Raw genomic sequence first — 18,781 nt, forward strand, 5'->3', positions numbered from 1 at the left:
CGGCTCAGTAGCCGTATTCGGTTCCGCCGGACTCGGCGGGAGCGCCGCTCTCCTTCTTGGGGGCGGCGTTCCCGCTCTGGGCCGCCTTGTCCTTCACCGGCGCGGTGCTCTTGCAGCCCGCGGGCTCGATGACGAACCAGGTGCCGCCGACGCCGTGCCCGTTCGCCTCACCTGCGTTAGCGTCCTTGGCGTAGCGGTAGACGGGCCAGCCGCCGACGGTGACCTGCGTGGTGCCGTCCGCGCGCTTCACGGTGCCGAGCAGCTTCTGCTCGATGCCTTCGAGCTGGACGTCGCCCTCGGCGAGCACCGCGGGCCAGGTCTTGGCGCAGTCACCGTTGCAGGTCGGCTGCTTGTTCTTCTTGTCCTTGGTGAACATGTAGAGGGTGAAGCCCTCCTTGTCCACAATGGCCGGTCCGATGCCGTCGACGTCGCTCGCGACCAGCTTCGTCGCGCCGTCCTTCTGCTCGGCCGGAGCCTCCTTGGCGGCCTGGCCCGCCTTGCCGCCCTTGGCGTTCGCGGCGTACCAGGTGCTGCCGACGCCCTGTCCCTTCGTCTCGCCCGCCTTGGCGTCCTTGGCGTAGCGGTAAAGCGCCCAGCCGCCGACGGTGACCTGCTTGCGGCCGTCGGCGCGGGTCAGCTCGCCGACCACGGCCTGGGCCACACCTTCGATCTGTACTTCGCCGTCCGCGAGCACCGGCGGCCAGGCCTTCGCGCAGTCACCGTCGCAATTGGACTTCGGGGGCTTCGCGCTGTCCTTGTCGAAGCGGTACAAGGTGAACCCGTCCTTGTCGACGAGCACCTGACCGAGATCCCCGGCTTCGGCCACGGCGACCTTGGTCTCACCCTTGGCGGCGGGGGCGTTCCCGCCGGCTCCGGCGACCGCGGCAGCCGGAGCGACGGCGGGCGCGGCGGTCTCGGTGCCACCCGAGCAGGCCGACAGCAGCGCCAGGCCCGCTGCCGCAGACGCCGTTGCGACGACGAAACGCTTGCGAAGCATGGGATTTCTCCTTGTTCGTAGGGGTTCCGCGGCTTGGCGCGGTGAGCTTGTACCCCCTACACGGGCCCCTCACGGGACCGGTTCAAGGAAAGTTCGGATTTTCTTCCCGGGCTTCCAGCGCGGCGTCGGTGAGTACCCCGGCCGAGCCGGTGTAGTTCGCCGGATCCAGCAGGTCGGCGAGGGATTCCGCGGGGAGGACTCCGGTTATCTCAGGAAAGTCGGAGAGAACCTCACCGAGGGCCCGGTCCTGCTCCACGGCGAGCTGAGACGCGCGTCCGAGGACCTCCTTGGCCCGCGCTTTGCCCAGCAGCGGGGCGAGCACGGTCGAGAGCCGCTCGGAGACGATCTGGCCGTGCGTGAGGCCGAGGTTCTCGCGCATACGGCAGTCGTTGACGACGAGGCCGCGGGCGAGTTCGGCCGCCGTATGCGCGGCGCCGCCGGTCAGGCGCAGGCATTCGCGCAGCAACTGCCACTCGGCGTGCCACGCGCCCGCCGAACGCTCGTCCTCGGAGACCATGGCCTGGGTGACGCCGGTGGCCAGCACCGGGACCTGGAGCGCGGCCGAACGGATCAGCGTCGCCAGCACCGGATTGCGTTTGTGCGGCATCGCCGAGGAACCGCCACGGCCCTCGCCCGCGGGTTCGGTGACCTCGCCGACCTCGGTACGCGTCAGGAACTGCACGTCGACCGCGATCTTGCCGAGGGCGGCGGCGGTGAAGGCGAGGGCGGCCGCGAGGTCGGCGGTCGGGGTACGGAGGGTGTGCCAGGGGAGCGTGGTCTCGGCGAGACCGGTCTCTTCGGCGAAAGCCGACTGCAACCGCTGGGGATAGCCGTCGGGCAGCTCGGCGAGGCGCGCGTACTCGGCGTACGCGGCTCGCGTGCCGGCCGCGCCACCGAGCGAGACCGGCAGGACGACACGGTTCACCCTGTCGAGCGCGTCGAGCGTCAGCTGTCGCCAGCCCGCCGCCTTGAGTCCGAACGTGGTCGGGACGGCGTGGGCGGTGAGGGTGCGGCCCGGCATGACCGTGTCGCGGTGCGCGCGGGCGAGTTCCCGCAGCGCCTCCGCCGTCGCTTCGAGGTCGGCCGTGAGAAGGCCCCGTGTCCGCGCGGCGACCAGCATCATCGCGGTGTCGAAGACGTCCTGGCTGGTGGAGCCGCGATGGACGTACTCCGTGCCCGCCGCCTCGGTCAGTTCCTTGATCAGCCCCACGACCGGGTTCGCAGTCTCCCGCGCCGCCCTCGCCAACGCGACCACGTCGATCTCGGCCGTCGCGGCGGCCTCGGTGATCGCTTCGGCGGCGGCCCGCGGGATCAGCCCGGTGCGGGCCTGCGCCCTGGCCAGCGCGGCCTCCGTGTCGAGCAGGGCCCGTACCCACGCGAGATCACCCGTCGCCGCCTCGGCGGGCGTACCCGCGCGGACCGGGGAGAGGAGGCCGGAATCGGGATCGGCGTTCATCGGCCCAGCATCGCATTTCAAGGTTTCAGTGGCCTGTCCTCCCGTCGATGCGCTCGCGCAGCAGGTCGGCGTGGCCGTCGTGGCGCGCGTACTCGGCGATGTGGTGGGTCAGCAACCACCGAAGTGAGAAGGGCTCACCGTTGCCGTGGGTCCGGCCCGAGTCGTCGAGCGAGGCTGCCGCCACGATCTCCCTCGACCGCGCACACTCCTCACGCCACGCGACCCACGCGGCCTCGACGTCGCCGCCCGTGTCGTCGAAGTCCTGCTCAGGCCACTCGTCGGAGTAATAGAGCATCGGGACGTCCTCACCCGCGAACTGGACGCGGAACCACCAGCGCTCGGTACCGGTGAGGTGCCTGAGCAGCCCGTGCAACGACAGGGTCGACGGATCGACCGCCCGCAGCGCCATCTGCTCCGGCGTCAGACCCTGGCACTTCAGCTCGAAGGTGCGACGATGCCAATCGAGCGTGGACGTCAGGATCTCGCGCTCGCTCCCCACCCGCGGCGGCTCCGGCCGGTCACCGGACCACTTGGGCGAGTAGTTCCCCTCGGGGATCGTGTCCATGCTCCGACCATGGCAGAGACCCCCGACAATTCCGTGGCGCTCCGGCGGCGGCCCCGCCATCCTGGTGGTCGGCGGCGATCTACTAGACTCGTCGGCACGGGCCGTTAGCTCAATTGGTAGAGCTGCGGACTTTTAATCCGTAGGTTCTGGGTTCGAGCCCCAGGCGGCCCACTCTTTCACCTGGTCCACGCGTTGTGGCCATCCAAGACCAAGATCATCTCCCCGGTTTATCCCCGGTTTTGGGGTCGGACGGGTTTATCCAAGAGCCCTTCCAGGGCCTTCGCCGTAGACGGGTCGACCGTCTTCCGCTCCAGGTAGTTGTCCTGCGTCATCGACACCCGCGAGTGTCCGAGCTGGTCCGCGATCAGCCTCGTCGGCACCCCCGCGTCGTCCAGCGCGGTCGCGGTCGTCTTCCGGAAGGTGTGCGAAGTGACCCAGAGGAAGTGGTCACCACCGCGGATTTCCCGGATGACCCGCAGGACGTTGTTCGGGTCCCGCATCCCGCCGGTCGAGCTGGGGAAGATGGGGCCAGATGCCGCCGCCCTCTTCGCCAGCAGCTCCACCGCCCACGAGGGGAGCGGCAGCGCGCGTTTGCTCGACTCGCTCTTCGGACGCGGCTTGCGGAGCAGCCCTTGACCCTTGATCCGGACCACGGTGTGCGTGATGTCGACCGTGCCCGCCACCAGGTCGACGTCCTCCCAGTACGTCGCGAGCGCTTCACCGACCCGGACACCGGTCGCCATCATGAACCGGGACAAGTCGGGCAGGTCCCAGCGAACCGACTTCTCGTTCGCCTCCAGTCGCGCCAGCCACCCAGCGCGTTCGTCCGCGTCCAGCGCGCGAGGCTTCTTCTTCGCCGTCGGGATGCGCCGAGTGTCCCGTGTCGGGTTGCCATCGATCGCGTCGTACCGAGCCGCCATCCCGAGCATTCCCGAAAGGACGGTCCGCGCCGTCTTCGCCGTCGATGCTCCGACGTTGAGCTGAAGAGCCCCTAGGAAGCGATCGAGCCGCATCACGGTGGCTTCTCGTACCCGCAGCTCCCCGAGGCCGGGCACAACGTGAGCGTTCAAGACCGATTCGTACGCGGTCTCGGTGGTCGGCGACTTCTTGCCGTCCTCTACGTCCTGCCGCACCTGGTCCATCCAGACCTCGGCCAGCACCTTCAGGTGCGTCTCCCGCGTGATCTCACCAGTCGTCGACCCGGTCCATTCGCGAAACACGTCCTTGAGTCGCTGCGCAGCCTTGCCCTTCGTCTTCCCGGTCCGCTCCACCTCACGCGTCTTGCCGTCGAAGTCGCGAAACAACGCACGAGCCCGGTACCCGCCCGGAACAGGCGAATACCGGATCTCCCCGTACGTTCCGATCTCCAGTTGAGGCCGAGGCATCAGGCCACCTCTCCGGCCAGCTGATCCACCCACGCCCGGACGTCCTCAGGGCGGTACCGCACGTATCGCCCCATGCGACGGCCAGCGGGGCCGTAACCCTTGCTGCGCCACTGGTACAGCGTCCCGACGGGCACACCGAGGTAGGCCGAGACGTCTTCCACTGTCCAGAGTGGATCGATGTTGTGCACGTTCATGTGATCCCCTTAGGCCGCGAGTGGAGTTGCCGAAAGATTTGGTGGACTCTGTGCGGCTAGTAGTGCTTTGTCGTACTCGGCTTTCCAGGTGATGCGTTCGGAGATGGCGTGCATCACCAGGTGGTCCCGAGGTGGCACGGAGGGGTCGCCGGAGTCGACCTTGCGCCAGACCAGCCGGGCCGGATCGGGTGCAGGTTTCTCGATCCCGACCGCCGCCAGTGCCTCTAGAACGAACGCCTTCCGGTCCGCTTTGTGGTCGACGAGCGTCTTCCCGGACCACTTCCGGGACACCAGTACCCGCCGTCCTGGCAAACCGAGCGTGGTCCGCCGATGCGCCCGCCCTTTGCAGTGTCCCGGAGTCGTCTTTCCGTTGGCGCCCTTGGGATTTATGCCGTACAGCAACCACACCGCGCAGCGAGGCGAGCAGGGTGTCACTGAGAGTTCCGCGTGCAGCCGGTCGTGGTGATCGCGTTGCCGCACGGTGTCGGCTTCGACCACCTCACCCGTGGACTTGGTGAGGTACTTCGTGAGATAGCCGATGTGCCGCCCCGCCTCTTCGGAGCCGCCAAGGATGCCCTTGGAGTGGACCTGACGGCCGAAGGTGACCACGTGCGCCGGGTCTTCCACGGCTTCTATCGCGTCGTCCCATGAGGTGAGCGGCTCTCGTGTGTCCGGGTCGACGAACACCCTGCGGTCGCCGTCCCACAGGGGCATCCGGTCGACGTAGACCACCTGGTCATGCGCAGGCCACCAGACCTGGTGATAGGTCGCTTCGGTGACTTGGCGGATCACGTCATGCGGCACCGATCCCCGGACCGCCGCATGGAGATGCGGAGCCGCCCGCCGCTGCGGTTCCACGGTCGCGAAGTACTGCGCGTCCCAGCCGACCACGCGCCGCAGGTTCTGCCACCACCGATCCACCAGCGCCGAGAAGTGGACCGCGTCGCGAGCCGCCCGCCGGTAGTTATAGGTCGCAGGGTTGACCGGTGCACCGTCCGAGCAGACCGGGCCGTAGGTGTCGCAGGTGAGCGTGACGAACATCGACGGTCGAAACCGTCCCGCGTACTCACGGCCGAGCGTGGTCTTGGCGACCTTCCGACGCGGCAGGTTCGGAGCGTCCTGCCGCCGCTTCGTCGAGCGTTTCACCGCCTTCTTCGTGGGCAGGTCGATCGAGGGGAGGCGGCCGCGCATCCCGAGTTGCCGAAGTTCGTCGTCGACTCCTTGGATCTCCTCCCGCAGCTCCTCGATCTCGGCTTGGTTGGTCTCTTGCCGGTAGGCGGCGACGAGGTCAGCCCGGAACGCCAACAGCTCTGTCTGAGTCTCGGACGGTGGCTCTGGGGTGAAGTCCGGTTCGGTGTCGATGTGCCAGCCTTCGCGGCACTGGACCTGTCGAAGTGCCTTCGCCTTCCGAGCGCACGGCAGACACACCGATTCGACGGTCGAGCCGCACGGGACGGGGACGTAGCGGAGTTCTCCGGTAGCGGTGTCGCCGACCTCCATCGTGAACGGCCGAACACAGACGCCGTGCTTCTCCGCTGTCGCCTTCACCACGTCCGACGCGAGGGGTTCTCGCATCCGGGCGGCCCGAGAGTTGGCCACCGCGGATTCCTTGGTGCTCGTCACGCTGCCACCTCCCCAGGCGTGTTCCACTGCCGCAGCACGAACACGGGCATCTCCTGCCGCATCCCCGCAGGCAGGTCCGGGAAGGTCGCTTCGTCGAACCAGACGCCGCCGTACACCAGCACCGGGATGCCGCATGGAGTCCGGCCGCTGAGTTCCAGGTGCACCGACTCGCCGCGCTCAGGGCGCCAGAGAGACGCCGTTACGTCGTCGAGCGAGGCCGCCCAGGCGAGCAGGCCGCGAGCTACGTCCTCCAGCCGGTGAGAGTCGAGCTGCACCGTGATCGGGTCAGGACCCACCCCAACCCGCAGGGATGCGGCCGGAGGAAGCGCGAACGAGTCGAGGTGATCGCGGATCGCGTCGAGGAACACCATGAGCCGGTTCATGCCGCCCTCCCTTCGGACAGGTCGACGACGTGAGCGCCGCCGTTGGTCACGTAGGCCTCCAGGGCCTTGATCTCCTCATCGGCGACCCACCCGGCCCGGACGCGCAGGGGTTCGCGGACGCCTTCGCCCCAGACGTAGCCGACACCGGCTTCGGAATCGCCGATCCGGTTCGCCCACGCGCCCCGTTCGTACGCGCCGTCGCCGAGGACCATCCCGACGTGGGTCTTGGAGGTCACCCGCAGACACACGCGGCGCGGGAACAGCTCTCGAACCGGGACGGTGTCCTTTGTGGGTTCCTGGACGTAGCCGCGCACCGTGATCCCCAAGGCCCGGCCTTGTGTGGTGAGGAGCGCGACCTTCTCCACGATCGCGTCGCGGGTCTTGCGGTCGGTGTACTTGGTCAGCGCGCCGATCTCGTCGAACTCCAGAACCTCTAGCGGATGCTCGACGCTGATCGGGATCATCCGCACGCGTCCGGCGAACTCGTGCTTGCGAGCTTCCATCTCCTCAAGCAGGCCGTCGAGGAGTTCGAGCGCCTGCTTGCCGGTCACCGCATACCGGGCGAAAATCCCGCGCCCGTAGGCGAGTTCCATCCCCTTTGGATCGATGCCGGACACCCGGACCACACCCGACCGAATCGCGGGCGCGGCAGACACCAGCGGGCACCACATCACCGAGTTCTTCCCCGAACCGGTCGCGCCAGCGGTTAAGCAGTGCGCACCTGAGCCGACCAGCGGAACCCGCCAGTCCGAGCCGTACTCCGTGGTCCCGGACCACACATGTCGCAGATCCACGCCGAGCCCATCGGGAGACACGAGGTCGGGAACCGGCAGCGAGGTCACCGCGGATTTGAGTAGGTCACGGCGCTGGAAGTCGATGGAAACCACATTGGGCTCCAGCTCCCGCACCTGACACCGCTTGACCTTGCGCGCCACCGCCAGCGCCCGCGCGGCCTCGTCGAAGTCCTCGGGCTTCTGCCCCGGAACGAGCTGCACCCGCACCTCATCCCACGACGGCCCCGACCGAACCTTGAGGACCTTCGGCACCTGCACAGCCCGAGACGACGAAGCGGCCTTGCGGGACAGCAAACGTCGACGGCCGACCAGGTTCACCGTCACTTCCACCGGCAGCGTCTCGTCCCGGATGCTCAGCCCGCAGGCGTGCAGCCAGGCTGGGAGTTTGCGCGCATAGACGGCCCAGCGCATCCACCAGGACCGCAGGAACCGGCCGCAGTGGTGGTCATAGGACACCACGGCGATCAGACGCCACGACGCGAGCACGGCGACAACCGATCCGGTCACGATCGCCAGGGACAGCCACCCGAGGTACTGCCACCACGCCATGAACGCCACCACGGTAAGACTGGTCCGCCAGCGCGTGATGACTTGTTTTCCCAGCCACAGCAACGATTTGAGCAGCCACCAGAGGGCGATGAACACCAGTGCGGCCGCTGCCAGGACTTCCAAGATCGTGGCGAGCGCGCGACCGATCTTGTGCAGCAGCCACACCACCACGCCGAGCACTCCGCCGCCGATGAGAAGGAAACCGATCCCGTTCGTGTTCATCGACGACCACCGCCGGTCAGATCCAGTGGCAGCATTCCCTGACAGGGAGCGCATTCCGTCTCGCCGGGCAGCAGCTTCGCGAACCGCTTACAGACCGTGCAGCGCGTTCGGGTGACCCCGTCTAGCGCACGCTTGTTGCCATCGTTTAGCGTTGTCATTGTTCACTTCCAGAGGTTGTGGACAGCGCAGGAGCGGCAAGGTTGGTAGCCGGATTCCGCTTCTGCGCCTTACAGGACAGGAAGAACGCTTGAGGACGTGTTTGTACGCCGCACGTCCCCGCGTGCGTTTTTCGCTCTGTTGTTCAGTTTCTAGCTGGCTTGCGACTTCTCCTTCTGGATCTTCGCGGCCACCTCCTTGGCTTTCCGCTCCTCATAGCTGACCCAGTACTTGAGTTCGTGGTGGTGCGCGCGGTCCACATCGGACACGGCCTGATACATGCGCGCGTTCTCCTTGTGAAACTTCAGCCACGTCGACCGGTTTGAACCGGGCTTCGGCCGACGAGCGGATGCGACCAGGTGCGCGTCCTTGAGGGTCTGTGGCTCATTCCGGCCCGGTGTCGTCATTGCGCACCGCCGCGTGCTTGCCGAGGAACACGGCCAGTTCGTCCGCGCTGTCGCGGATTTGGCGAAGGAGCCGGATGAACTCCGGCCACTCGGCCGGATCGGACGGAGGCAGGATCGCCAGGCTGTCCGGGTCGAGATAGATCACCAGGGCCGGGTTCGCCGAACCATTGCCCTGCATCCCCGCGACCGCCTGCCGCCCCGGCTTCCACATCGCGTTGAACGCCACGGCCCTGCTCCTCCTCGCTGTAAGCACGGATCTCCCACGACCGCGCGTTCTCCTCAAACCCCTCAGCCGCCGCTGTCACGGCCGCGAGCACCCACCACGGCAAACGGCCTTCCGCCAGAAGATCCCGCCAGGCCGACGCCACCGCGCGCGAAGCAACACCCACCTCGTGCGCCGCCAAGGGGTCGACGACCTGCGTGGTCTGTGCCCTCAAAGCGCTGTAGTGGCGGTAAGCCATCTCCCACGCCTGGACCAGATGCGGAGAAACCACAGCCACACCGTGGCTCCCCGGCACCCCGCCTGGCATCACGCAGCCTTGGGCGTTGACTCGGCAGCGCCCGAGGTCCGCGACGACTTCGACGCCCCACCCGAGGCCGCAGCCTTGAAGCCAGTCGCGCGGAACATGTAGGACTGGTATTTGAACTCGCCTTGACCAGCCACCTTGGGCTCAGCCGTCAGGCCCTCCAGTTCGATCGGCCGCATACCTGGCAGCACCTCCGACGTTGACGGCACCGGCTGCACATCGGCCAGCAACGTGATCTCGAACGACGCCCGCTTCGCCTTGACCTCGTCCGGGTCGGTCACCGTGACCTTCCACTGACGCTTGCCCGTCACCTCGTCGACCCGCTGACGCGCCGGACGACCCGCCGACCGGTCTTCCCGCGACTGGTACTCGTTGTCCGGCGACACCTCACCAACCATCACCAAACCCTGGCCGAACGCCTCGTCGAACTCGATGGGGAACCGAAAACCCTTGTAGATAGCCATTTGCTGCTCCTCGATGCGTGTGATCAGTCGTTCTTGCGCGTGACGGCGTCGTCGGCAGCGTCGGACCATTGGTCATGGAAGGAAGAGGAATGCGAGCGCGTGCGGTGCTGGGTTTCGCACCATTCGCTGAACTCGCTGGCAGCGGTCGCGAGACTCTGCGCGAACCGTGCGGTGTCCATCAGGCCGCCGATACGGGCGGGCACCTGGACGATGAAGGAGGTTTCTTCGCTTCCGGCGACGAGCTGACGAACGCCAGGAGATGGTGAGACCACCGCCGCGCCGTAGCCGACGAGGGGCTGAATCACCACGTGAATGCCCATGTGTGCTCTCCCGGTGTCTCGGTCTCGGCGAGCCCGGTCGGGCGCGCTGGACACAGGAGACACCCAGTGAGGAGCCTCACCCCGGACAAACTGTCCGGGTAGGGACTAGCGGGGGAGAGGAACGGCCTCGTTCACCGCGGAAAGCACCGCTGACCAGGGCAGCTCACGGCCCGGAGCGCTCCGCGGTTCATGCAGCGGCCACACGTCGTCCCCGTACACGAGACGCACACCAGCACGCCGCAGCGCGTCGAGGTGGGTTTCCCAGGACGGGTGACGAGCGTGCGCAGCGTTCACGCGCGGGAAGACGATGACCGGCAGGTTGAGCGTGCCGATGGCCTCGTTGACCTGCGTAAGGGCTTGATTGTCGGCGATGCCCATCGCGAGCTTGGCGACCATGTTCGCCGAGGCGGGCGCGACCAGGTAGCAGTCCGGGGCCGGATGGGGGCTGGTTTCGGCCGGCGTGCGGGGCTCGACCCGGACCGGGAATCCGGTGGCTTCCTCGATCTCGGCGCGGCCGCCGTTCTCGTCCAGCCAGCGCCCCGCCGTCGGGGTCAAGGTCACCGCGACCGTCCAGCCGTCCGCTTGCGCGGGGAGGATCACGCGCGGAAGAAGGTCCTCAACACCACCAGCACCCGAGCCCACCAGGCCCAGAACACGCGACGACACCCGACCTACCTCACCGCGCCGCAGCGCTCAGCCAACGCCAACAAGGGCGAGGACTTCTTACCAGCCGTCGCCGGGGCGCGGCGATACATCGACCGCACGACCTCCCGCACCGCCGTACTGTGCCGGACGATCCCCGGCGCCTTCTGCTCAGCCGTCAGCAGCGCCGACAACGCCTCGTCATCCTTCGCGACCAGGCTCAACGCCCGCGCGAAGTCGATCAGATGGGTGACCTGCCGCTCCACAGGCAGATGATCGACGCTGATCCTCGGAGCCGACTCGATCACCTGCGAAATGTCGCCCAGATCCAGCGCCGCCGACAGACGGTGCAGCTCGACGTTGGCCGGACCGAACCCGGTCTGCCAGTGGTTCGCGTCCACGCCGAGCTGATCGGCCGCCCGTCCTGCGTGAGACAGCAGCTCGTTCGCCGTCGACCGGTCCTGTTGCCGCGCAGCGGCGACGGCAGTCCGTAGGTAAAGCATCCCGTAGAGACTCAGCGCCGCTGGATCACCATCGCGCATCCTCGGGACCAGCCACTTCGCGGCCACGTCGCCTAGCTCAAGCGCGTCATCGAACCGGCCGACCGCCAGCAGCGCATGAGTGCCGGAACGGGCAGCAGAGGCCAGGACGAGCGGGTCGTCTGCCTCGTCGGCTGCCTGCATGGCGCGTTCCGCCGCGATCCACGCGAGGTCGGCTTCACCGATCTTGCTCAGCGTGGTGGCGGCCAGATGGTGAACGCGGGCCGACACCGCTGCGCAGGCCCGTCGGTAGGCCGCGTCATCGGCCGAGGCGGACTCCATGCCCTGACTGGTCTTGATCAGGCCCGGCAGCGCTGCGACGACACGGCCGAGGTCGCCCTTCTGGTAGCTGGACCAGGCACCCTCGACTAGCTGAGCCACCGGGGCCGGGTCGATGTACTCCGGCGACATAGACGAAGAGAACAAGGTGCGGGACAGGCGCCTCGGCGCCATCAAGGCGTCTCGGATGGCCGGGACGTCGTCGTTCTTGTCCTCGTCCTCCATGAGCACTGGTTCGCCGAGGAGGTCCCCCAACGTCACCCGCAGACCCCGCGCGACGTCGGCCAGCACGTCCAAGCGCCGGATCTCACGTTCGCCGCGCTCGATCTTGCTCAGCCAGTCCTCGGTACGGCCGACCAGGTCAGCAAGAACCACCTGCGACAGGCCACGCCGCCGCCGGTAGAAGGCAATACGCTCCCCAATGCTGAGCTGATCACCCGCACCACGCATGCCTCCAGGCTAACAGCGAACGCCTCAAAGATCGCACTGCTGCGTTCATTAGCTGTCCAGGAGGGGGTGTGTGTAACACATCGAATCCCGATCGAGACTTTTAGTCTAAAGAGTACAGCTATGGACGATTACGATTTCCGTGTATTTCTCGACGGCAATTCACAGTGGAAGGCGGCGTATGCGGGCTCTTTGGAACTGGGTGCGTAACTTGAACAAGGCGGTTGAAGTACGGCAGGTCTCCACTTCTTCGGCACGCATTGTGATACCTGGCGGAAACTCGCTGAACTTTGCCGACTACACTACGTTAAGTACTGAACGGCCGGTCCATCGGGTAGGTCAGCCCCCGGAACTTCTTGCGCGGTTCGAGTGGCCTTCGAGTTCGGAAACGAAGCAGGCCATCAATGCGGTTAGTGGCGAGCCGCAGGAATGGGCGGGCTTGCTGACCTTTGCCTTCAATAGGAGAATTGAAGCGCTTGAAGAGATGGCCTTGGGAGTGGAGGGTTCAATGTACGGCCTTCTGCTTCCGCTTAGTGACCGTATCGACTCGAATCTAATGGCTCCCATAGAAAATGGGCAAGATTCGACAAGACGTTTTAGTGGTGCACTGGAGAAGTTGCTCTCGCTCCCAGATAGTGACTACGACATAATCTCGGCAGCCATTCAAATGCACTATAGTGCTGCCCTTCTTTCCGTGAGGGAGACAAATGCCGCCTATTCCTTGCTTGTGGGTGCGATCGAGCTCCTGGCGCAGCGATATGGGGAGATGGACAATTCTTGGGAGGCGTGGTCGGAAGCTGCAAAGTGGGATGCTAGATTTCGCAAACTAAAGCTCAATGAGGATCAGCGAAAGGGAATGCGAAAGGAGTTGTTGTCTGAGAACAAACATCGAAACTTGAAGAGATCATTTGTAGCGTACGTTCAGGAACGGATCCCTCTCGATTTCTGGAGCTCTCCTGTGCGTGACTGGTTTCACCAATTTGATACGGCAAGCGGGGAATGTTCAGGGGGAGACTGGGCTGGGCCGCGGCCCAGGTTGATTGAATCACCTTCTGTCTCATTTGTCGACAAGGTTCTGAGCGGAGCCTACTTGACTAGGAGTGAATACGTTCACGCGGGAAAGAGGCACATTAACCTTGCGGACGAAATGACTATTATTGCTAGGCCAGAGAAGGCGAAGCGACTCCCCATTGCGGCACTCAGGGATGCGCTGCGCGTCCTAATCGAGCAAGAACTCGAAAAGAGGGCGCGACAGTTCGTTCTTCCAAGTGTTCAACGGACTACGCTCTGGACACCTGATGACGGCTCCTTTATCTAGAGGCCAATTCAATTGCTTCGAGCAGGAGATTCGGGACAACTGTAAGTGCCTCGTCGAGGATATGCTCAATTGCGTTAGCTTCGTCTGATAAGTCTATGCGCGTCATGTGATACCAACCTGCGGGCGCGTAGCGAGCCATCATAGACAAGGCGAACAACGTTGACCACCAAGCAAATATTGGATGTAGTGGTCCGTCCATGCTGCCAACTCTGGGAAAAGCCCAAAAGTCACTAGCTGTTCTGTAGCGTGTTCCAAGTCTGTCGTGCGTCTCTTGGGTGGCGTCTACTATCGGGCCTTCTTCCTTTTCCCAGACAACTTCGGTTGACATTCCGCTAAAGCTGCCGGTGCGAAACAGTGGCTCATAGTGCGGTCCTGGTGGCCATCTCACGTTTGAGAGTGTCGGGTACTTTGACAAGAAATCATTGAACGCGTTCGAGTCGCTCAAGAAGGCTTCTTTAACTTCGGAGGGTACGTTTCCAACGTTTACGCGGCATAATTGCTTGCCGTTCTCGGGGAGAATGGTGGCACTCCCGATGCTTAGTGCTCGTCCAAGTCCCTGTTTCGGTAGTGGTGCCGAATAAGCCTCCGGGATGAGGGGCCATACCTCCGATAGGCTGATCTTCTCTTCTGGTCGTAGGCAATCTACCCCCATGGCGAGCGCGACTTCTGGCATGAGTCCAGTCCAATTCGCTTTTATAGCGATCTTGGCTGCCTTCTTGACGGAAATTCCCGGCGCGGTTATCCCGTGGCCGCTTGAGTTCCAGGAGACAACATGCGGTTTCATTTTTCCTGGGCTATCTCTATCTGGTATTTCAATTGATCTTGGAAGTCGGTTCGATGCTGCTGTGATCGCTCGTCCTCCTTGAGAAAGGGCATAAAAAAGCTGTAGCGGACGGGTTGCATAGTCAGCACCTTCTGCGGCAAGCATAAACTGCTGTGCTTGTTCGAGTGCTGCTTGAAAAGTTGCCACCCGGCCGTTGTCCTTTGCGGCTGCCCCCGGTGGAGAGACTCTGAGGCCGCGCAGCTTCCGCCATAGGGTTGCCTGATCAGGCAAGTTGAGATCTCGCCATGTATTCATTCAGTTGCCATGCTTTCGGGTGAGTTTCGGTATCTGATGATGGTCCAGCATGATCGCGGTCGTTGCCGAACTTGGCTCTATGGGATCAAGGGCGCGCCGCCGCCGGGCGGCGCGCCGGGCGCGTGGGTAGCCCCTTGCTTGGGCGGCCGCGCCGGTTCCCGACACGGTGGGCTGCCGCTCCGCTCCGCCCACCGGCCGGGCGACGCGGCCGCCAGCGGGTCACCTTGCGCAGCGCCACCCAGCGGCGGCGCACATGTCCCCATAGCCAAGGTCGGCCCTCCTCAACGAGCGTCGTGACATACCGGTCGTCCGTGTATCGCCAGCTGTTACGCACAGTCGTCGATCTCCTCCACCCCGACGCTTGATCGTGACAACGGCCGGTAGCGTCGGGTCAAGGCTGGAAAGCGTGCCTTGACCCGACGCTACCGGCCGCGTGCTGGCTTCGTATCGGGATGAAGGGGAAGGTGTGGGCAGTAGAATGGCGTCGCGCGAACGCGCGTGGGAGCAGGTCGAGAAGCATGATCATCTCCCCGGTTTATCCCCGGGAAACGACCGCAGGCGACGCCAAACGATCACAGACCATGATCGTTCGCGATCGAGGTTCACGCAGGTGAGAGCGGTTGTCGGCAGCTAACGGCAGACGTCCGGAGACCTCGCCCAAGATTCCGTAGGTTCTGGGTTCGAGCCCCAGGCGGCCCACTTTTTAGCCTGGTCCACGCTCGTGGGCCACCCAAGGGCAAGATCATCTCCGGTCTTGAGTCGGACAAGGCCTTCGGCGGCGTCGTCCGGTCGTGGTCGTCAGACCACTCGACCTAAGGACCGCCCATCAGGCCGTATATCAGGTAACAATCATTGAATGCCTCGACGATGACCCTCGTTACTACCTCACCTTGCGGGACGCCTGCGGTGAAAACAGGGTGCGAGGGTCCGAACATGGTGAAGACGTCGTCGACTTTCACCAGCCCTGTTTCGCGGTTGCCTTCTCCCAGGTCCAGTCCAGCACGAGGCGTGCAGTATGGCTCAGGGGTTCTTTCGCCCGCGCACCACTGCGCGCCGGCGCACGTCAGGTTGTTGCGGTAGTCCCTGCCGTTGTAGTGGACCCGGTATGGAAGGCCTTCCTCTCCCGGCAGGGCGTAGCCGAAGTGGTTCGCCACCTTGGGGATGAACGAGGCTCCACACAGTGCGCCGAGAACGACCAGCACAACGATTGACACCGTCACCACACGGCGTGTCGTGGACCGGTTGTGCGGCGTGGGCGCAGGTTCCTGGCCCGGCATGGTGGCCCCTTTCGGCACAACGAAGTGGTCCTGGTCATGTCTACAACATCGGGTTCGCGGACGACCGTGTGTTCCACGTCGTCGCCAATGACGCCGGTCTCCTCGCCGAAACTGTTGCCGTGCAAAGGTTCCGGATCAGCCCCAGTGAGCGGTTCGAGTTCGCGCCCGGCGAGCCGGGAACCGAGGCCGCCACGCCCCGTGCGCTCTCGATGGCGAACCATCAGAGGCACCACCAGTACGCCGGCCGCTTACCCGGCTCGTCGCGGCCGGTCGGCGCTACCGTGCGTGACCGAGGACGTTCACCGGCTCCGGCCGTGGTTGACAATCAAGATCAACTTGTGGAAGAAACTGCGCGTGGCCTCGGTGAGCTTTGCCCGAACGGGTGAGTCAGATTACCGAACCTCACCTCGTGAGCGGTCGCGTTTGCTGCTGGGAAAGTGGTTAGCTAGTCCTTCGAGGGCAGTGTGCTGAGGACCGCGGGCTGGTGTCCGGGGAGGGTGCGCTAGGCAAGCAACGGCATGTCGGCGAGTGCGGGCTCGCTGGGGAAGGTTGCTGGCTGGTGAGCGATGGCGTCCGGTCGTCGTTGGGCGGAGATCCTGACGACGGCCTTCTGTTGTGCGCTTTCGTCGTGTGCGGGGTCGATCAGTTGCCTCTCGACGTGCTCGCCGCGGCGAGCGGAGCCCACGGCGCGACCCTGCGGGCACGACTTCGCCGGCTGGCCGAACGAGGATTGGTGACGGAGCCGACGGCCGGGGACGACATGGTCGGCATCCGGCATCGCCCGGTCGAATCTCCTTCCGCGCAGGAGGAGTCCCTGGCGTTGCGCATCGGACGGCATCTCCGGGATTCGACCGCGTCGACCGGACGGCGCGACGACGTGCTGCGGTCGGTGCGCTGGTCCGTCGTGGGGGTGATGCGCTGGGAACTCGGGCACGGGCTGGCCGAGGACGCGGTGAAGCTGGCCCGCGCCTGGTGGCCGGTGGCCGGAGCGGTGGGCGACCCAGTATGGATGAAGGAGCTCGCCGACGTGGGTGAGCGCGCGGCGATCGAGCTCCGCGATCCGGCCGCTCTGATCGAACTGCTGACGGCGGCGGCGAAGTCGGCGGACTGGGCCGGTGACTGGCTGATGGCCGAGGCCCGGTGGGTTCGGGTGCTCAGCCTCGCCCGTGCGCAAAAGAAGCACGATGTCGTCTGTGCGACCTTGTCCGAGCTGGGTGATTTCTACCATCGGTGGGGCCGGTTGCACCGGGCCATGGACGTCCTTTCCGACCTCGTCGCCACCTGTGATCGTGTCCACGACAAACGCGGTGCGCTGACGGCGCAGCGTGACTTGGCCGTGGTGCTTCTTGAAGCCGACCGCGTCGCCGCGGCCGTTCCGCACCTCGTTCGCGCCGTCGCGCTCGCCGCCGAGGACGACGCGATCGAGGATGGCGCGCACGCCGAATTGCTGATCATGCTCGGCCGCGCGCATTGGATGAGCAACAAGATCCGCGCCGGCCGGGAGGCTTTCAGTGGCGCACTGGCACTTCTGGTGGACATCGACGCCGATGGCGCCGACCACGTGCGGTCGTTGCTGGCTACGCCGGACGACGGATCGTTGCCGTTGAGGGCTTCCGACGCCATCGGGCAACGCGGGTGGCGACCACGGCCACCGTGATGGCCGATACCAGCAGGCCTGCCGCGGAGGAGCCTGGTCCGTGATACGGGCACACCCGTGCGCGATGACGGCCGGATCGTCGATATCGGCAGGGGGCGACCGCCGAGGCCGGTGCGCCGATCACTCGAACACCGCGTCGTCGCTGGCGGGCGGAACGGGGTCGATACTGCTCAGCAGTTCCAGAACATCGTGGGCGATATAGATCTTGTTGTATTTGGCGTTGTCCTTCACGGTCAGCAGCCCCGCGCGCTCGAGTTTCGTGGCGACGTCGTTCGCGCCCTTGATCGAGATGCCGAACCGATCCGCGATCAGATGGTGATTGGTCACCGGCATCCCGATCAGCTCACTGGCCACTCGGCGGGCGTTGCCCGTTCCCGGCACCGCGTCGAGGTGCTCCGATCGCAGTTTCTCCATGCGTTTGATGAGGTGGATCTGTTCGGTGCACAGTTTGTGCACGCCTTCGGCGAAGAAAACCATGAATTCTTCGAAACTCCCGGTATCGACGACGGAACGAAGCTGGCGGTAGTACTCGTCGCGGTAGCGGTCGAGCCAGCGCGACAGCGGCAGGATCTGGTCGCGCAGAACACCGGCGCGGACCAGTTCCAAACTGACATAAAGGCGCGCGACGTAACCATTGCCACCGGCGAACGGGTGGATCAGTTCCAGCTGCGGGTGCCCGATGGCGACTTTGGCGACCAGTGGCATGTCATGGTCGGCGCGAACCCATTCCTGCCATTGTTGCGCCGTTGCCTGCAGGTGGGGTCCTGGCGGGGTGTGGGCGACGACGGCGGAGCCGTCGCGGGCGCTGATCCAGCTCGTTCGTTCGCGCCAGAACACGGACTCCTCTCCGGGCGGCGACGGCACCGGGTCGAGCTGCCTGCTGATACCACCCAGCAGTGGCAGATCGATGTCGCCGCCGGCGCGGACCGTGTCGAAGGCGCGCTGGCTCGCGTCCAGGTACCGGGTGATCGCCTCGACTTCGGGCTCGGGCACGGGCTTCGCGCCCGGCAACTTGGCCAGCAAGACGTCCTTCAACGAGACGCTGGCGTCCTCCAGCGCGGCGGAACTCTGCGCCTCGCGCAGCATCGTGTAATGCACGAGGTACTGCCGGTCCGGCAACCGCTCGGCCGCCTCGTCGAGACGTCCCAGTGCCTGCTCGGCCCGGGCCAGAACCCGGTGGGTGCTCGTCGCCAGCACCACGTCGGAAGGTAGCGGGCGCGGTACCCAAGCTCCTTCTCTTCGGATGGCTTCCGGGATGTCACCCTCCTCGGCCACGGGCACCCACTTGCCGCCGGTGGCGTCGCGTTCCTTCATGTCGCGAAGCCTCCACGAAGCCACCTGATCGCCGCAAATGGTGGAATTGACTGGTTCAAGATCAACTTTATCGGGCTTCCGTATTCTTCTCCAGCCTTCCGCCGCGACACTCAGGAGTAGTCCGTTCCGGCGCCGGGCGCACATAAGGCCAGTTCAGGCTAGTTGGAGCCGTCGGTCCCTTGGTGACC

General features: G+C 65.4%; 19 protein-coding genes and 1 tRNA gene. 3 read left to right on the forward strand and 17 right to left on the reverse strand.

Going from position 1 to position 18,781, the window contains the following annotated elements; translation table 11 throughout:
- Positions 1 to 4: 4 nt before the first annotated feature.
- The 3 genes from ACLARN_RS34625 to ACLARN_RS34635 all read right to left on the reverse strand — a co-directional run bounded on the left by ACLARN_RS34625 (position 5) and on the right by ACLARN_RS34635 (position 3,018).
- Positions 5 to 997, reverse strand: coding sequence for an SCO0930 family lipoprotein (locus ACLARN_RS34625; RefSeq protein ID WP_409495688.1), 993 nt, complete (start codon positions 995 to 997; stop codon positions 5 to 7).
- Positions 998 to 1,079: 82 nt separating this feature from the next.
- The gene (gene pcaB / locus ACLARN_RS34630; protein ID WP_409495689.1) at positions 1,080 to 2,453 is read right to left on the reverse strand and encodes a 3-carboxy-cis,cis-muconate cycloisomerase; all 1,374 of its coding nucleotides are present in this window, start codon (positions 2,451 to 2,453) and stop codon (positions 1,080 to 1,082) included.
- Positions 2,454 to 2,478: 25 nt separating this feature from the next.
- Positions 2,479 to 3,018, reverse strand: a complete 540-nt coding sequence (locus ACLARN_RS34635; RefSeq protein ID WP_409495690.1) for a DinB family protein — start codon at positions 3,016 to 3,018, stop codon at positions 2,479 to 2,481.
- Between the two features lie 98 nt (positions 3,019 to 3,116).
- Between ACLARN_RS34635 and ACLARN_RS34640 the strand changes: the two genes are divergently transcribed.
- A tRNA-Lys gene (locus ACLARN_RS34640) sits at positions 3,117 to 3,189 on the forward strand.
- 56 nt (positions 3,190 to 3,245) lie between these two features.
- Here ACLARN_RS34640 and ACLARN_RS34645 read toward each other — a convergent pair.
- The 11 genes from ACLARN_RS34645 to ACLARN_RS34695 all read right to left on the reverse strand — a co-directional run bounded on the left by ACLARN_RS34645 (position 3,246) and on the right by ACLARN_RS34695 (position 11,952).
- Positions 3,246 to 4,403: a tyrosine-type recombinase/integrase gene (locus ACLARN_RS34645; protein ID WP_409495691.1), complete on the reverse strand. Its 1,158-nt coding sequence runs from the start codon at positions 4,401 to 4,403 to the stop codon at positions 3,246 to 3,248.
- Positions 4,403 to 4,597 (reverse strand): helix-turn-helix transcriptional regulator, encoded by a 195-nt coding sequence (locus ACLARN_RS34650; RefSeq protein WP_409495692.1) that lies wholly within the window; start codon positions 4,595 to 4,597, stop codon positions 4,403 to 4,405. Before ACLARN_RS34650 ends, ACLARN_RS34645 begins: the two co-directional genes overlap by 1 nt.
- 9 nt (positions 4,598 to 4,606) lie before the next feature.
- Positions 4,607 to 6,172: a replication initiator gene (locus tag ACLARN_RS34655; protein WP_409495761.1), complete on the reverse strand. Its 1,566-nt coding sequence runs from the start codon at positions 6,170 to 6,172 to the stop codon at positions 4,607 to 4,609.
- 44 nt (positions 6,173 to 6,216) lie between these two features.
- A complete protein-coding gene (locus ACLARN_RS34660; protein WP_409495693.1) occupies positions 6,217 to 6,603 on the reverse strand; it encodes a hypothetical protein in 387 nt (128 codons plus the stop codon).
- Positions 6,600 to 8,168 carry an FtsK/SpoIIIE domain-containing protein gene (locus tag ACLARN_RS34665; protein WP_409495694.1) on the reverse strand — a complete coding sequence of 523 codons (1,569 nt, stop codon included), beginning with the start codon at positions 8,166 to 8,168 and terminating at the stop codon, positions 6,600 to 6,602. Before ACLARN_RS34665 ends, ACLARN_RS34660 begins: the two co-directional genes overlap by 4 nt.
- Positions 8,169 to 8,476: 308 nt before the next feature.
- Positions 8,477 to 8,731: an AMED_5909 family protein gene (locus tag ACLARN_RS34670; RefSeq protein WP_409495695.1), complete on the reverse strand. Its 255-nt coding sequence runs from the start codon at positions 8,729 to 8,731 to the stop codon at positions 8,477 to 8,479.
- Complete coding sequence (locus ACLARN_RS34675; protein WP_409495696.1) at positions 8,709 to 8,957, reverse strand: hypothetical protein; 249 nt, start codon at positions 8,955 to 8,957, stop codon at positions 8,709 to 8,711. Before ACLARN_RS34675 ends, ACLARN_RS34670 begins: the two co-directional genes overlap by 23 nt.
- A 303-nt stretch (positions 8,958 to 9,260) precedes the next feature.
- Positions 9,261 to 9,722: a hypothetical protein gene (locus ACLARN_RS34680; protein ID WP_409495697.1), complete on the reverse strand. Its 462-nt coding sequence runs from the start codon at positions 9,720 to 9,722 to the stop codon at positions 9,261 to 9,263.
- A gap of 23 nt (positions 9,723 to 9,745) precedes the next feature.
- Positions 9,746 to 10,042, reverse strand: coding sequence for a hypothetical protein (locus ACLARN_RS34685; RefSeq protein WP_125798323.1), 297 nt, complete (start codon positions 10,040 to 10,042; stop codon positions 9,746 to 9,748).
- A 105-nt stretch (positions 10,043 to 10,147) separates the two neighbouring features.
- Positions 10,148 to 10,708, reverse strand: coding sequence for a flavoprotein (locus ACLARN_RS34690; protein ID WP_409495698.1), 561 nt, complete (start codon positions 10,706 to 10,708; stop codon positions 10,148 to 10,150).
- Between the two features lie 5 nt (positions 10,709 to 10,713).
- The gene (locus ACLARN_RS34695; RefSeq protein WP_409495699.1) at positions 10,714 to 11,952 is read right to left on the reverse strand and encodes a helix-turn-helix domain-containing protein; all 1,239 of its coding nucleotides are present in this window, start codon (positions 11,950 to 11,952) and stop codon (positions 10,714 to 10,716) included.
- Positions 11,953 to 12,160: 208 nt separating this feature from the next.
- On the opposite strand from ACLARN_RS34695, the gene ACLARN_RS34700 reads away from it, so the two are divergent.
- Positions 12,161 to 13,267, forward strand: coding sequence for a hypothetical protein (locus tag ACLARN_RS34700; protein ID WP_409495700.1), 1,107 nt, complete (start codon positions 12,161 to 12,163; stop codon positions 13,265 to 13,267).
- Here ACLARN_RS34700 and ACLARN_RS34705 read toward each other — a convergent pair.
- Together ACLARN_RS34705 and ACLARN_RS34710 are read right to left on the reverse strand one after the other, a co-directional pair.
- Complete coding sequence (locus tag ACLARN_RS34705; RefSeq protein WP_409495701.1) at positions 13,260 to 14,345, reverse strand: YaaC family protein; 1,086 nt, start codon at positions 14,343 to 14,345, stop codon at positions 13,260 to 13,262. The genes ACLARN_RS34700 and ACLARN_RS34705 overlap by 8 nt on opposite strands.
- Before the next feature lie 812 nt (positions 14,346 to 15,157).
- Positions 15,158 to 15,622, reverse strand: a complete 465-nt coding sequence (locus ACLARN_RS34710) for a hypothetical protein (RefSeq protein ID WP_409495702.1) — start codon at positions 15,620 to 15,622, stop codon at positions 15,158 to 15,160.
- Between the two features lie 559 nt (positions 15,623 to 16,181).
- Between ACLARN_RS34710 and ACLARN_RS34715 the strand changes: the two genes are divergently transcribed.
- Complete coding sequence (locus ACLARN_RS34715) at positions 16,182 to 17,279, forward strand: hypothetical protein (RefSeq protein ID WP_409495703.1); 1,098 nt, start codon at positions 16,182 to 16,184, stop codon at positions 17,277 to 17,279.
- Between the two features lie 120 nt (positions 17,280 to 17,399).
- On the opposite strand, the gene ACLARN_RS34720 is transcribed toward ACLARN_RS34715, so the two are convergent.
- Positions 17,400 to 18,593, reverse strand: coding sequence for a Fic family protein (locus tag ACLARN_RS34720; RefSeq protein WP_409495704.1), 1,194 nt, complete (start codon positions 18,591 to 18,593; stop codon positions 17,400 to 17,402).
- Positions 18,594 to 18,781 lie beyond the last annotated feature (188 nt).

This window comes from Amycolatopsis sp. cmx-11-12 (assembly GCF_046269425.1).
Taxonomy (GTDB): Bacteria; Actinomycetota; Actinomycetes; order Mycobacteriales; family Pseudonocardiaceae; genus Amycolatopsis.